The organism is Phenylobacterium ferrooxidans (assembly GCF_042714595.1).
In the GTDB taxonomy this organism is placed as follows: Bacteria; Pseudomonadota; Alphaproteobacteria; order Caulobacterales; family Caulobacteraceae; genus Phenylobacterium; species Phenylobacterium ferrooxidans.
Genome location: NZ_JAOTJD010000015.1, coordinates 78,941 through 92,381 on the forward strand (window position 1 = coordinate 78,941; position 13,441 = coordinate 92,381).

Annotated in this window: 11 protein-coding genes; 6 read left to right on the forward strand and 5 right to left on the reverse strand. The window is 68.4% G+C overall.

Annotation, left to right across the window (positions count from 1 at the left end; translation table 11 throughout):
• Nucleotides 1-3: 3 nt before the first annotated feature.
• The 4 genes from OCL97_RS09745 (at nt 4) to OCL97_RS09760 (ending at nt 7,021) form a co-directional block, all read left to right on the forward strand.
• Nucleotides 4-2,850: a TonB-dependent receptor gene (locus tag OCL97_RS09745; RefSeq protein ID WP_377369717.1), complete on the forward strand. Its 2,847-nt coding sequence runs from the start codon at nt 4-6 to the stop codon at nt 2,848-2,850.
• 86 nt (nt 2,851-2,936) lie between these two features.
• The gene (locus OCL97_RS09750) at nt 2,937-3,959 is read left to right on the forward strand and encodes a sugar kinase (protein WP_377369739.1); all 1,023 of its coding nucleotides are present in this window, start codon (nt 2,937-2,939) and stop codon (nt 3,957-3,959) included.
• 124 nt (nt 3,960-4,083) lie between these two features.
• Nucleotides 4,084-6,201 carry a M13 family metallopeptidase gene (locus OCL97_RS09755; RefSeq protein ID WP_377369719.1) on the forward strand — a complete coding sequence of 706 codons (2,118 nt, stop codon included), beginning with the start codon at nt 4,084-4,086 and terminating at the stop codon, nt 6,199-6,201.
• A gap of 10 nt (nt 6,202-6,211) precedes the next feature.
• On the forward strand, nt 6,212-7,021 hold the full coding sequence (locus tag OCL97_RS09760; protein ID WP_377369721.1) for a TrmH family RNA methyltransferase: 810 nt from the start codon (nt 6,212-6,214) through the stop codon (nt 7,019-7,021).
• Here OCL97_RS09760 and OCL97_RS09765 read toward each other — a convergent pair.
• The 5 genes from OCL97_RS09765 to OCL97_RS09785 form a co-directional block, all read right to left on the reverse strand.
• Nucleotides 7,018-7,428, reverse strand: a complete 411-nt coding sequence (locus OCL97_RS09765) for a helix-turn-helix domain-containing protein (protein WP_377369723.1) — start codon at nt 7,426-7,428, stop codon at nt 7,018-7,020. The genes OCL97_RS09760 and OCL97_RS09765 overlap by 4 nt on opposite strands.
• Before the next feature lie 240 nt (nt 7,429-7,668).
• Nucleotides 7,669-7,920, reverse strand: a complete 252-nt coding sequence (locus tag OCL97_RS09770; protein ID WP_377369725.1) for a hypothetical protein — start codon at nt 7,918-7,920, stop codon at nt 7,669-7,671.
• Complete coding sequence (locus tag OCL97_RS09775) at nt 7,917-8,441, reverse strand: cysteine hydrolase family protein (protein ID WP_377369727.1); 525 nt, start codon at nt 8,439-8,441, stop codon at nt 7,917-7,919. Before OCL97_RS09775 ends, OCL97_RS09770 begins: the two co-directional genes overlap by 4 nt.
• Nucleotides 8,438-9,070, reverse strand: a complete 633-nt coding sequence (locus tag OCL97_RS09780; RefSeq protein WP_377369729.1) for a GNAT family N-acetyltransferase — start codon at nt 9,068-9,070, stop codon at nt 8,438-8,440. Before OCL97_RS09780 ends, OCL97_RS09775 begins: the two co-directional genes overlap by 4 nt.
• Nucleotides 9,070-9,630 carry a hypothetical protein gene (locus OCL97_RS09785; protein ID WP_377369731.1) on the reverse strand — a complete coding sequence of 187 codons (561 nt, stop codon included), beginning with the start codon at nt 9,628-9,630 and terminating at the stop codon, nt 9,070-9,072. The genes OCL97_RS09780 and OCL97_RS09785 overlap by 1 nt, the downstream gene beginning before the upstream one ends.
• 104 nt (nt 9,631-9,734) lie before the next feature.
• Here OCL97_RS09785 and OCL97_RS09790 point away from each other — a divergent pair, with 104 nt between their 5' ends.
• Nucleotides 9,735-10,712, forward strand: a complete 978-nt coding sequence (locus tag OCL97_RS09790) for a LysR family transcriptional regulator (protein ID WP_377369733.1) — start codon at nt 9,735-9,737, stop codon at nt 10,710-10,712.
• Nucleotides 10,713-10,837: 125 nt separating this feature from the next.
• Nucleotides 10,838-13,282 (forward strand): ATP-binding protein, encoded by a 2,445-nt coding sequence (locus OCL97_RS09795; RefSeq protein ID WP_377369735.1) that lies wholly within the window; start codon nt 10,838-10,840, stop codon nt 13,280-13,282.
• Nucleotides 13,283-13,441: the final 159 nt, after the last annotated feature.

Here is a 13,441-nt window from a genome sequence, read left to right on the forward strand (position 1 = left end):
CAGATGGTCCGCACTCGGTCTTGGACGAAAACGCGCGCGCTGTTCAGCGGCGCGTCCCTGGCGGCGCTGACCATGGCGGTCGCCGCGCCGGCCTTCGCGCAGCAGAACGAAGTCGAGGAAGTCATCGTCACCGGCTTCCGGGGCAGCCTCCAGCAGGCCCTGGAACTGAAGCGCGGCAGCGCCACGGCCGGTGACACCATCCTGGCCGAGGACATCGGCAAGTTCCCCGACTTGAACCTCTCGGAATCCATTCAGCGGATATCTGGGGTGGCCCTGGCCCGCGATGGCGGTGAAGGCCGCCAGATTTCCGTGCGCGGCCTGGGGCCGCAATTCACCCGCGTGCGGATCAACGGCATGGAGGCCCTAACCACCGCCGGCGGCACCGACGCCTCGGGCGGCACCAATCGCGGCAGGTCCTTCGACTTCAACATCTTCGCCGCCGACCTGTTCAACTCGATCACCGTGCAGAAGACCTCGGCCGCCGAGACCGAAGAGGGTTCGCTGGGCGCCACGGTGGACCTGCGCACCGCGCGGCCGCTGGACTATGATGGCTTCAAGTTCGTGGCCTCCGCCCAGGCCAGCTACAATTCGCTGTCGGAGGACTCCTCGCCGCGCGCCGCAGGCATGATCTCCAACACCTGGGCCGATGGAACCTTCGGGGCCCTGCTCAGCCTTGCCTACTCCAAGCGCTCGTTGCTGGACGTGGGCGCCTCCACGGTGCGCTGGGCGGCAGGCGACCGCTTCGCGCCGGGCTTTGACGCCTTGCCGAACGGCGCAGGCCTGCCCACCACCGTCAATCCGGCCGCTGCGGCCAACAACGCAGCCTACCATCCGCGCTTCCCGCGCTACGATCGCTATGACCAGGAGCAGGAGCGCCTGGGCGCCACCTTCGCCCTGCAATGGAAGCCGACCGACGCCACCGAGCTGACCTTCGACTACCTCTACGCCAAGCTCGACGGGAGCCGCCAGGAGCAGTTCCTGGAGGCTCCGTCCTTCAGCGTCGGCGGCGCCTGCACCGCAGCCAATGTCGCCACCTCCTGCGGGATCGCCGACACCAACGTGGTCTCCTCGACCATCACCAACGGCGTGATGACGGCCGGTACGTTCGACGATGTCGATCTGCGGGTCGAGGACCGCTACGACGAGCTGACCACCACCTTCAACCAGTACTCCCTGGACTTCAGCCATGCGTTCTCCGACACGCTGAAGATCCACGCCGTGGCAGGTCACTCGGAGTCCGACCACCAGAACCCGGTTCAGACGACGATCATCTGGGACCAGTTCAACGTCGACGGCTATCGGTTCGACTACGGCCAGGGCCGCTCCCCGCTGCTGACCTACGGGAACGCCGACCTGACCAATCCCAGCGCCTGGCGGCTCACCCAGGTGCGGATGCGGCCGCAGAGCGCGGTCAACACCTACGACACCGTCGCCTTCGACGGCGAGTGGAAGCCCAACGACGTCCTGACCTTCAAGGCCGGCCTGTCCTGGAAGCAGTACGAGTTCGAGAGCACGGAACTGCGCCGCTCCAACGGCGCCTCCACCAACCAGGAGACCGTGATCCCCGCCGGCGTGGCGGCGATCGCCACCTCCACCTACGCCAAGACCGTCACCCTGCCCACCGAGGGGCTGGGCGTTCCGGGCGGCAGCACCACGTCGTGGATCTCGCCCAACTACTTCAGCGCGCTCACCCTGTTCCAGCTCAACGACCCCACCGCCTTCGGCGGGGCCTGGAGGATGGGCAAGGAACCGTCGCTGTCCAACAACAACTCGGTGGGCGAGAAGGACAAGGGCGGCTTCGTCCAGGCCGACTGGGACGCCGAGCTGGCTGGCATGCCCTTCCGCGGCAATATCGGCGTCCGCTATGTGAAGACCGAGCAGACCGCCTCGGGCTACACCTTCCTGGCCGGCGCCCCGGTGCCGATCACCGTGGACCGCAAGTACGACGATACCCTGCCGTCGCTGAACATGGTGATCGAGCCCGTCGAGAACTTCCTGGTCCGCTTCGGCGCGGCCCAGACCATGTCGCGGCCGAACCTGGGCAGCCTGACCCCCGGCGCCAGCGTCAGCGTCTCGGGCTCCTCGCGGACCGTGACCGCCGGCAACCCGAACCTCGATCCCTTCCGGGCCAAGGCCTACGACCTGTCCTTCGAATGGTACTATCAGCCCGAAGCCCTGCTGAGCGTCGCCTTCTTCAAGAAGGAGATCGACAGCTTCGTGCAGACGCTCTCCACCCAGACGACCTTCACCGGCAATCCCTTCGGCCTGCCCGACAGCGTCGCCACCGCCGCCTGCGGGGCCACCGTTGGCTGCAGCCCGTCGGCGACCTGGAACTTCTCGACCCCGATCAACACCCCCGGCGGCGATCTCACCGGCTTCGAGGTCAGCTTCCAGCAGCCCTTCAGCTTCCTGCCGGGGCCGCTGGCCAACACCGGGATCATCGCCAACTACACCAGCGTGAAGTCGTCTATCGACTACTATGCGACGGTGGGCGGGGTGACGACCAAGGTGGCCACCAACGACCTGACCGGCCTGTCGCGCAAGGCCTACAACCTCACCCTCTACTATGAGGACGACAAGATCAGCGCCCGCGTCTCGGCCAGCCACCGCGACAAGTACCTGACCCGGGTCCCCGGCCAGGAGGCCGGCATGGTCTATGACGGGACCAACGAGACCATGAACGTGGACGCCTCGTTCACCTACACCTTGAACGACCACCTGAAGTTCACCCTCGAAGGCGTGAACCTCACGGACGAGTTCCAGGACCAGTTCAACGGGACCCAGGACCTGATGAACTTCTACCACCACACCGGCCGGGAATACCTGATCGGCGTGCGCTACACCTACTAGGCCTAGATCCCCCGAGGAGAGACTTACGGCGCGCCGGTTCCCCGGCGCGCCGCTTTGTCTAGGGTAGGGCGTTGCTCGAACGGGAGATGCATGTGGCGGCTGATGTGGTCTGTTTCGGCGAGGTCCTGGTCCGCCTGGCCGCGCCCGACAACGAACTGCTGCTGCAGTCGCCGACCCTGAAGGTCAGTTTCGGCGGGGCGGAGGCCAATGTGGCCGTCTCCCTGGCCCGCTTCGGCCACGGCGCCCGGATGCTCAGCGTCCTGCCTGACAACGGCCTGGGTCATGCCGCCGTGGACGAGCTTCGCCGCTATGGTGTGGACACCTCCGGCGTCCGGTTCGCGGCGGGGAGGATGGGGCTCTATTTCCTGACGCCGGGCGCGGCCCAGCGGTCGTCCCAGGTGCTGTACGACCGGGCCGACAGCGCCTTCAGCCGAGCCGCCTCGGGCGTCGACTGGGACACCGAGCTTACGGGGGCCGGCTGGCTGCACGTCTCCGGGATCACCGCCGCCATCGGGCCCGACACCGCCAAGGCCGCGGTGGACGCGGTGAAGACCGCGCGCCGCCTCGGCCTGACGGTCTCCATGGACTGCAATTACCGCGCGACCCTCTGGCAGGCCTGGAACGGTGACGCCCCGGCGATCCTGGGCGAGATGCTCTCCCAGGCCGACCTGGTGTTCGGAGACCACCGCGACATCGCCCTGGTGCTCGGCGCGTCCTTCGAGGGGCGGGGAGAGGCCGACGGCCTGCGGCGCTGGGCCGCCGACATGGCTTTCAAGGCCTGGCCGAACCTCCAGCGCCTGGCCTGCACCGACCGGGTGCAGCACACGGTGAACCATCACGACCTGACGGGATTTCTGTTCTCGCGCGACGGCGCCTGGCGCACCGAGAGCCGGCCGCTGAACCCCATCATCGACCGGATCGGTGGCGGCGACGCCTTCGCCGCCGGGGTGATCCACGGCCTGCTGACCGGGATGGACGAGGCTGACCAGCTGGAATTCGCGGTGGCCGCCGCGGTGCTCAAGCACGCGACGCCGGGGGACTTCAACCTGGCCACCGTGGCCGATGTCGAGGCGGTCCGCTCAAGCCACAGCCTGGATGTCCGGCGGTAGGGCGCAGCGCCCTCATGACAGAAGATTAATCCGCCCGCAGAGGCCAAACCCCCGCCGCGGTGTATGAAGGCTCAAACGCTGAGAGCGCGCCGTGACGCGCCCGGTCCCTTGGGAGCCTTCGTCGATGACCAACCTCAAAGTCCTGCTGCTGGCCGCCTGCGCGCCAGTGATCCTCTCGGCCTGCGCGAGCCTGGGGGCGGCCCCGCCGGCCCAGCTCCCCGCGCCCGCGCCTGTCGCTGAGGCGCCCCGGGCCAAGCCGGTCTACGGGACCTTCGGGTTCGACACCGCCGGCATGGACCGGTCGGTGAAGCCCGGCGACGACTTCTTCGCCTACGCCAACGGGACCTGGGCCGCGACCACTGAGATCCCCGCGGACCGGTCCAGCTACAACACCTTCGCCGTCCTGCGGGAGATCGCCTCCAAGCGCACCGTCGAGCTGATCGAGACGGCCGCCAAAACCCAGGGACCAGCCGGGTCGGAAGCCCGCATGATCGGCGACTACTACGCCAGCTTCATGGACGAGGCGGCCATCGAGGCGAAGGGCGCGGGCCCGCTGGCCCCGGAGCTGGCGGCGATCGCCGCGATCAAGACCCGCAAGGATCTGTCGGCCCAGCTGGGCGCCACGATCCGCGCCGACGTCGACATCCTGAACGCCACCACCACCAAGACCGAGCGCCTCTTCGGCCTGTGGGTCGTGGAGGACCTGAACGACACCAGCCGCTACCTGCCCTACATCGTCCAGGGCGGCCTCGGCATGCCCGACCGCGCCTACTACCTCGACGCGGGCGCGAAGTACGTGGACCTGCGCGCCAAATACAGGACCCACGTGGCCAATCAGCTGCGCCTGGCGGGCTTCAGCGACGTGGACGCCCGCGCCGCCCGGGTCGTGGCCCTGGAGACCAAGATCGCCGCGACGCACTGGACCGTGGCCGACACCTTCGAGATCAAGAAGAACAACGTCCAGTGGACCCGCGCCGAGCTTGCCCGGAAGGCGCCCGGCATGGACTGGGACGCGTTCCTGACCGCCGCGGGCCTTGCCGACCAGCCGGTGTTCGGCGCCTGGCAGTCCTCCGCCATCAGCGGCGAGGCCAGGCTGGTGGGGTCTGAGCCCATCGCGGCCTGGCAGGACTATCTGGCCTTCCACGCCGTGGAGCGGGGCTCGCCTTACCTGTCCAAGGCCTTCGTGGATGAGAGCTTCGCCTTCAACGCCACCGCCCTGTCGGGCACCCCGCAACAGGCCGAGCGCTGGAAGCGGGGCGTGGACTTCACCGGGAACACCCTGGGGGAGGCTATCGGAAAACTCTATATCGCCAAGTACTTCCCGGCGGAATCGAAGGCGGAGGTTCAGGAGATGGTGAAGAACATCCTGGCCGCCTTCGGCAAGCGCATCGACCGCCTGGACTGGATGGATGCGGCCACCAAGGCCAAGGCTCACGAGAAGCTGGCCAACTTCCAGGTGGGCGTGGGCTACCCTGACAGGTGGCGCGACTATTCGGGCCTGAGCATCGTGGCCGGCGACGCCTACGGCAACTGGCGGCGGGGCGAGCTCTTCGAGTACCGCCGCAATCTGGCCAAGCTGGGTGGCCCGGTGGACCGTGGCGAGTGGTACATGACGCCCCAGACGGTCAATGCGCTGTACGCGCCGATGCAGAATTCCATCAGCTTCCCGGCCGCCATCCTGCAGGCGCCGTTCTTCGATCCGGCGGCCGATCCGGCGGTGAACTACGGCGCCATCGGCGGGGTGATCGGCCACGAGATCAGCCACGGCTTCGACGACACCGGGGCGCTGTTCGACGCCAGGGGCAATGTCCGCAACTGGTGGACCGACGCCGACATGGCCCACTTCAAGGCCTCCTCCAAGCAGCTGGTCGAGCAGTACAACGGCTACAAGGCCCTTCCGGACCTGTCGGTGAACGGGGAACTGACCCTGGGGGAGAACATCGCCGACCTGGCGGGGCTGGCGACGTCCTATGACGCCTATCACCTGTCGCTGAACGGTGCGCCCGCGCCGGTGATCGACGGGGTGACCGCCGACCAGCGGATCTTCCTGGGCTGGGCTCAGAACTACCGGGGCAAGTACCGCGAAGCCGCCCTGCGCCGCGTCCTGCTGACCGACGGGCACGCGCCCGGCGAATACCGCGCCGACACCGTGCGCAACCTGGACGCCTGGTATCCCGCCTTCGACGCCAAGCCCGGCGAGAAGCTCTATCTGGCCCCCGCCGACCGGGTGAAGATCTGGTAGTTCGCGCGTCGTGGCGCCCCCGATCATCCTGATCGACGACCCCGCCGACCCGCGCGTCGCCGCCTATCGCGACGTTCGGGAGCGCGACCTGGTGGGTCGCGAGGGCTTGTTCGTGGCCGAGGGCGAGGTGGTGCTCAATGTGCTGGCGCGCTCAAGGCTGTGCGAGCCGGTCTCGCTGATGATCGCCCGCAAGCGGGTGGCGGGCCTGGCCCACCTGATCGCCCAGATGCCCGACAACGTTCCGGTCTATTCCGCCAGCCAGGAGGCGATGGACGCGGTGGTGGGCTTCCATATCCATCGCGGCATCCTGGCCCTGGGCCGCAGGCGGGCGGCCCCGGGCGCCGCCGACATGCTTGCCGGCCTGGGGGAGGGGAGCCTGGTCCTGGCGCTGTCGGGGATCGCCAACCACGACAACATGGGCGGCCTGTTCCGCAACGCCGCGGCCTTCGGGGTCGATGCGGTGCTGCTGGACACCGACTGCTGCGATCCGCTGTACCGCAAGGCCATCCGGGTGTCGGTGGGGGCGGTCCTGGCGACCCCCTTCGCCACCGCCCAGGGCGACCTGCTCGATGCGCTGGGAACGGCGGGTTTCGAGACCGTGGCGCTAAGCCCGGGTGGGGACCGTCGCCTGGTGGACCTCAGACGTCCGTCGAAGACCGCGGTGCTGCTCGGGGCCGAGGGGCCGGGACTGGCGGCCTCGGTGCTGGCGCGCGCCACGACGGTGGCCATTCCCATGGCCACCGGCTTCGATTCATTGAACGTGGCGACGACCGCCGGGATCGTCCTGCACCACCTGGCCTTCGCCGCCGCGAAGACCTAGCGGGCGCGCTTCTGGGCGGGCTCTTCGGTTTCTTCGATCAGCGACCGGGTCAGGTTGAGGATCGCGGTGCGCAGGGAGGGCTGCTGCACGCTGGCGAAGGCCTCCAGGAGCTGGACGGCGCCCGGCACGGCCAGCTTCTCGAACAGGCTCTCGTCGCCGGTGGGGCGGTCGTTCTCGCCGACCAGTTCGCCGACCGTGGTTTCCAGCTTCTCGGCGATGCGCACAAGCATCGAGGCCGAGGTGCGGTTGGCGCCGCGCTCGTATTTCTGGACCTGCTGGAAGCTGACCCCCAGGTGGTCTGCGAGGGTGGACTGGGAGATGCCCAGCCATTTGCGACGCACGCGAATGCGGTGGCCGACAGCGACGTCGATGGGGTCGGGGCCCACATCGTCAAGATTCTCGCCCACGGATATGTCCTTCTGGCGCGCACGCTCGAGTGCGCAGCGCCTTTTTGCACGCGTAAAAGCCGTATCGCCACCAATTTGTCACGCCTAAGACATAGGGCCGCAGTGCAGAGTTAAAATTCGCCTGCTTGGCGTTTCAAGGCCACTTCTAGCGCACAGCTAACACCCAGCAGACGAATACTCCCCATTTTGGGTAATGAGTGCATGAACGATCTCGCGGACTGAAACAATCCTAGATTGCATTCAGGCGTCCGAAACCCGGCCGTCCAGGATGCCGTGGATCTGATCGAGAACGGCGATGGCCACCTCCTCACCCTCTGACTCGGAGATCTCGGCGGCGCGGCGGACGATGACGGCCAGAGTGGCCATGTCCCTGGGGCTGAGCAGGCTGGCCATCTCCAGCAGTTCGGCCGTCTGGTCGGCGAGGTCCATCTCTGAGGGATGGCGTGGCGGTCCGGGCGGCAGGAAGCTGTGAGGAATCTTGAAATCGGTCATGGCATGTTCGCCGCGGCGAACCGCGAGGCGTCCTCGAAGAAAAGCTCACGGGAGTTGGTGACCCGCGCCCGGGGAGCCAGCGCGGCAAGCGGCTTGAGCAGGACCAGGCGGCTGGCGGGGTCGCCCCCCACAGCGTCATCGACCACCTCGACCGCCAGGTTGCGATCGGCCGCGGCGAAGGCGGTGGCCAGCACGGTGTCGGCCATCCGGAAGCCGATCAACACCAGCGGCCCGCCCAGGATCTGGGCGGTCTGGCTGAAGGCGGCGTTGGTGAAGGCCGAGGGGCCCTGGCGGATGAACACCGCCTCACTGGGCAGGGGCTCCAGGCCGGGGATCGGTGGGTCGATCGGCGCGCCCGCGATCCGGGCATGGACGTGCAGCACCGGCCAGCGGCGGCGGCGCGCCTGCTCCAGCACCCGGCGGCAGGCGGCGACCGTGGCGGCGGCGTTCTCGGTGGCCAGGCGTCCGCGCTGCAGATCCAGGCAGACCAGGGCCGAAGCGTCGGGGGCGTAGGTCCTCATCGCGACAGCCCGCCGGGATTGTTGGCGGCGCGCGCGGCGGACTTGTCCAGCACCCCGGGCTCGTTCCAGGCGCCCTCGGGGCGCAGCAGCTCGTAGGGATCGGAGTCCAGGTTCAGGGCGTCATGCGGCGGCACGCCCTCCACCACCATCTCCACATAGTCGTGATCGGAGACCACGAAGCCGTCGCGGCGGGGCCGCACATAGGCGTTGAAGTACTGCTCCCAGAACGGGATCAGCCGCACTTGGCCGTAGCCGAGGATCTTCCGGTAGTTCTTCTTCTCGGCCAGCTTCTTGGCGGCCAGGATCAGCATCAGGGTGGCGCGGCCGCGGCGATACTCCTTACGCACCGCCACCCGCTCCACCTTGGCGAAGTCGGCGAACCAGCGGATGCGCAGGGTTCCGATCGGCTCTCCGTCGCGGCGCAGGATCAGGTGGGTGGCGCCGGCGAAGTCGTTGCCGTCGTACTCCTCGTCATAGGGACAAGCCTGTTCGCCCATATAGACCAGGGCGCGCACCGCCATGGCCTGCATCAGGTCGGGCAGGGTGCGGCAGACCACAACCTCCAGCTGGCCCTCATCGACCTCGGCGGGCGCCCTGGCCTCCAGGGGCATGCGGACATTGGCGTTCATCAGGCGACCTTCCGTTGGGGGGTCCAGGTGGGGCAGACCACGAGACCGCCGGGGCCGGGCACGGCGCGCGCGCCCATGCGGCGCAGCAGGGTGCGCTCGCCGCCCGGGGTGGCCGCGCGGCCATAGAGCGGGACGGTGTCGTAGATCTCCCGATGGATCGCCAGGGCGCCGGCCATCACCACGGCCCGGCCGCGCCAGGTGACCCCGGCCATGCCCCAGCCATAGACAGCGATGACCCGTTCGGTGGGCCGGGCGACCATCGGCATGGGGGGCGCGACGCCGTCGAACACACCGGCGGCCAGGGTGGGCGCGGCCGCCGGGTTGAGGGGAATGATGCAGAGGACGCCGGCCAGTTGGCCATCGGAGTCGCGGTAGCTGAAGGCGGAGCAGCCGGTGCGATCCTGGACCGCCTGCAGGGTTTCCGCGGTCGCGACGGCGGGGCCGACGGTGCGGGCCGCGATGTCACGGCCCTGGACGATCTCGTCGGAGGTCGCCAGCATCAGACCCAGCCGCGCAAGGTGCTCTCGCGGGCGGATGGTGGTGTCGGCGGCGCTCGGCATCCTGGTCACCTGACTTGTGCAAACTGGCCTTTTGGTAGAGCGTCAGATCGTCTGGGTGCAGCCGCCAAGTTCGTATGGGGGCGCCACGATACGGGTTGGGTGGGATGGACAATCACGACGGCGGGCGCGCCGACTGGGACGACATCAAGACCTTCGTCGCCGCGGCCCAGGCCGGCAGCTTCGGCGCGGCCGCGCGCCGCCTGCGGACCAGCCAGCCCACGATCACCCGTCGCATCGACGACCTGGAGACCCGGCTGGGCGTGCGGCTGTTCGACCGCGGCCTGCGCGGGGTCAGCCTGACCAGGGCCGGCGAGCGCATCTATGACCGCGCGCTGTCCATGCAGCGGGCCTCGGTGGACATCGAGCGCATGGCCCTGGAGGCCGACCGCCACGACAGCGGCGAGGTGACCATCGCCGCGCCGGAAGGCATCGGGGGCTTCCTGTTGGGGGTCAAGCTCGCGGATTTCATGAAGGAAAACCCGGGCATACGCTTAGCTCTTGACTGCGGATTCTATCCTGAGAACCCGGTGGACGGCCACGTCGATCTGTCCATCCAGCTCACGTCGCCGGGTGGCCAGCCGGATGTGGCGGCCACGGAACTGGCCACCCTGCACTACGCCCTGTTCGCGTCGCAGGACTACATCGATACGTATGGGGCCCCCACGCGCCTGGAGGCCGCCGTCGGCCATCGCTTCATCGCGCACTCCGCCCAGGTCAGCGAGAAGGGTCAATGGCACGCCAAAACCGGCGCCTTCATGGAGCTGGCCGCGCCGTCCCTGGTGGTCAACTCCTCGACCGCCATGCTGCACGCCATCGAGCGCGGCGCCGGCATTGGTCCGGTGCCCACCGCGATCCTGCGCATGGCCTCCAACCTGGTGATGCTGGACATCCCGCCGCTCGCCACCGGGACCCTGTGGCTCTGCCACCATCGCGATGCGCTGAAGTCGCCCCGCGTCGCCCGGGTCGCCGAGTGGCTGGTCTCGATCTTCGACGCCCGCGAGCGGCCCTGGTACCGCAAGGAGTTCATCCACCCCGCTGAGTTCGAAGGCTGGTCCTGGCCAGCAGCCAGCGCGCGCGCCTAACTCACCCAAGAGACACGGGAAATCACCTCGCGGCGCGGCTTTTTGACGCCCTGTATAAAGTCGCCCTTAACCCAAATCCGGTACCGCTTTTCTGAGAAGCGGACAGAGACCGGGGGGTTCGGCGCATGTCAGAGTTCAGATCGCCCGAGTCCGTCGCCGCAGACGCTGCGGCCCGCCCCTTCGAACTCGATCTCAGCCAGGATGTCTGCGACCGGGCCACGCGTCTGGCGCGTACGCTGTTCGGCGCGGTGGAGTCACAGGTCGTGCTGGTCAAGGACGGCCGCGCATGGCGCAGCCGCGATCCACGCGGCGAGTACGCCATCGCCCCCAACGTGCAATGGAGCCTCGACACCGGGGAGTTCCTCTGGATCGAGGACGGTCGCACCGATCCACGGTCCTGCGACATGGATACGGTCACCGGCCCGCCCTATCTGCGCTTCTACGCCGCGGCTGCGATCCGCCTGGCGGACGGCTCCATCCCCGGGGTGCTCTGCGTGACGGGCCAGGAGGTGCGGCCCTACGAGGCCAGCCTGGCCAACCGGCTGATCGACCTGGCCGCCTTCATCGCCGACGAATGGGATCGCGCCCAGGCCACCAAGGCGCGCGAACACGGCCGGCGCGAGCGCGCCGCGATCATGTCGACCTTCGCCGCTGTGGTGCAGGCCATGCCCGCCTCGCTGGTGATCACCGATCGCAATCTGACCGTCCTGGGCTGTAGCCCCCGGTGGGCCGAGGAGGTGGGTCTCTCAGCCCTCGAAGCCACCGGCCGTCCGATGATGGAACTGCGCCCGGCGGTGTTCGAGCGTTGGCGCGGGTTCTACGAGCGGGTGCTGGCGGGCGAAACGATCACCGCCGAGCGGGTGCCCTATCGCTTCGACGACGGCGCCGTCCGCTGGCTGACCGCCGAAATGGTGCCTTGGCGCAACGCCGACGGCGAGGTCGGCGGCATCATCGTCGCCAGCCACAACATCACCAAGATGGTCGAGGCCCTGGAGGCCACGGAACGCTCGGAACAGCGCCTGACCTTGGCTATGGAGATCGCCGACATTCACGTCTGGGAGATGGACTATCAGCGCCGCGAGCTGATCAAGGCGGGCGCCGAGGACACCTTCTTCTCCGAGGAGAAGACCTATGAGGAACTGTACCGGGACATCTACGCGACCATAGACCCGCGCGATCGCCCCGCTGTCGAGGCGGCCTGGAAGCTGCATGTCGAGGAAGGCGCACCTTACCGTCCTGAGTACCGCCTCATCCGCGCCGACGACCGCGAAGTCTGGACCTCAGCCGCCTGCCGTCTGGTGAACGACCGCGAAGGCCGCCCCGTGCGGCTCATCGGCGCGATGCAGAACATCACCGAGCGCAAGGCGGCCGAGCGCGCCCTGATGCAGGCCAAGGAAGACGCCGAGATGGCCAACCGGGCCAAGTCCACCTTCCTGGCCACCATGAGCCACGAGATCCGAACCCCGTTGAATGGGGTGCTGGGCATGGCCCAGGCCATGGCCGCCGACGAACTGAGCACCCTGCAGCGCGACCGCCTGGATGTGGTGCGCCAGTCGGGCGAGACCCTGCTGCATATTCTCAACGACGTGCTGGACCTGTCCAAGATCGAGGCGGGCAAGCTGGAGTTGGAGGAGGCCGAGTTCGACATCAGCGAGCTGGCCCGCGGCGCTCACGCCGCCTTCACCGCCATCGCCAACAAGAAGGGCCTGTCCTTCGACCTGGCCGTCGAGGCCGGGGCCCGCGGCGTCTATGTGGGTGACTCCACTCGCGTGCGGCAGATCCTCTACAATCTGGTCTCCAACGCCCTGAAGTTCACCGAGAGCGGGGAGGTGCGGGTCTGTGTGGCGCGCATCGACGACGGCCTGCGCCTGACCGTGGCCGACACCGGCATAGGCATTCCGCCCGAGCGGCTGGCCAGCCTGTTCCAGAAGTTCGAGCAGGCCGACGCCTCCACCACGCGACGCTACGGCGGCACGGGCCTGGGCCTGGCCATCTGCCGGGAGCTCGCCCAGCTGATGGGCGGCGCGATCCGCGCCGAGAGCAACCCCGGCAAGGGCTCCACCTTCTCCGTCACCTTGCCGCTGATCAAGAGTACGGCCAGCCACGTGCCGCCGGCGCCCGACGCCGGGGTGGTCGAGGCCATCGAGATGGAGGCCGGCGGCCTGCGGGTGCTGGCCGCCGAGGACAACACCGTCAACCAGCTGGTGCTCAAGACCTTGCTGCACCAGATCGGCGTCGACCCGGTGATCGTCGAGAACGGCAAGCTGGCCGTGGAGGCCTGGGCGCGACAGGACTGGGACGTCATTCTGATGGACGTCCAGATGCCGGAGATGGACGGACCCACGGCGACCGGCGTTATCCGGACCCGGGAAGCCGCCGAGGGCCGGGCGCGGACCCCGATCATCGCACTCACCGCCAACGCCATGGCCCACCAGGTGGCGGAGTATACCGAGGCCGGCATGGACGGCTTCGTGGCCAAGCCCATCGAGGTGGGACGCCTGTTCGCGGCCCTGCAGGCGGTGCTGGAGGTTGAGGACGAAGCCGAAGGCTGCGCTTCGGCGGCGGCCTAGGGTCGTGGTCCTTCTCTCCTTGCGGGAGAGCTGGCCGATGGGCCTGTCCGATAAATCTCCAACGTCATCCCGGCCGTAGCGCAGCGGAGAGCCGGGACCCAGGGGCCGCGATCAATCCCCCTGGGTCCCGGGTCTCCCCTACGGGTCGCCCGGGATGAC

Excerpts from the sequence above, each read along its gene's own strand:
- OCL97_RS09785 (WP_377369731.1), bottom strand. The coding sequence starts at position 9,630 with ATGCCGAGCGCCGCCGACACCACCATCCGCCCGCGAGAGCACCTTGCG.
- OCL97_RS09780 (WP_377369729.1), bottom strand. The coding sequence starts at position 9,070 with ATGAACGCCAATGTCCGCATGCCCCTGGAGGCCAGGGCGCCCGCCGAG.
- OCL97_RS09790 (WP_377369733.1), top strand. The coding sequence starts at position 9,735 with ATGGACAATCACGACGGCGGGCGCGCCGACTGGGACGACATCAAGACC.
- OCL97_RS09750 (WP_377369739.1), top strand. The coding sequence starts at position 2,937 with ATGCATGTGGCGGCTGATGTGGTCTGTTTCGGCGAGGTCCTGGTCCGC.
- OCL97_RS09755 (WP_377369719.1), top strand. The coding sequence starts at position 4,084 with ATGACCAACCTCAAAGTCCTGCTGCTGGCCGCCTGCGCGCCAGTGATC.
- OCL97_RS09770 (WP_377369725.1), bottom strand. The coding sequence starts at position 7,920 with ATGACCGATTTCAAGATTCCTCACAGCTTCCTGCCGCCCGGACCGCCA.
- OCL97_RS09795 (WP_377369735.1), top strand. The coding sequence starts at position 10,838 with ATGTCAGAGTTCAGATCGCCCGAGTCCGTCGCCGCAGACGCTGCGGCC.
- OCL97_RS09745 (WP_377369717.1), top strand. The coding sequence starts at position 4 with ATGGTCCGCACTCGGTCTTGGACGAAAACGCGCGCGCTGTTCAGCGGC.
- OCL97_RS09775 (WP_377369727.1), bottom strand. The coding sequence starts at position 8,441 with ATGAGGACCTACGCCCCCGACGCTTCGGCCCTGGTCTGCCTGGATCTG.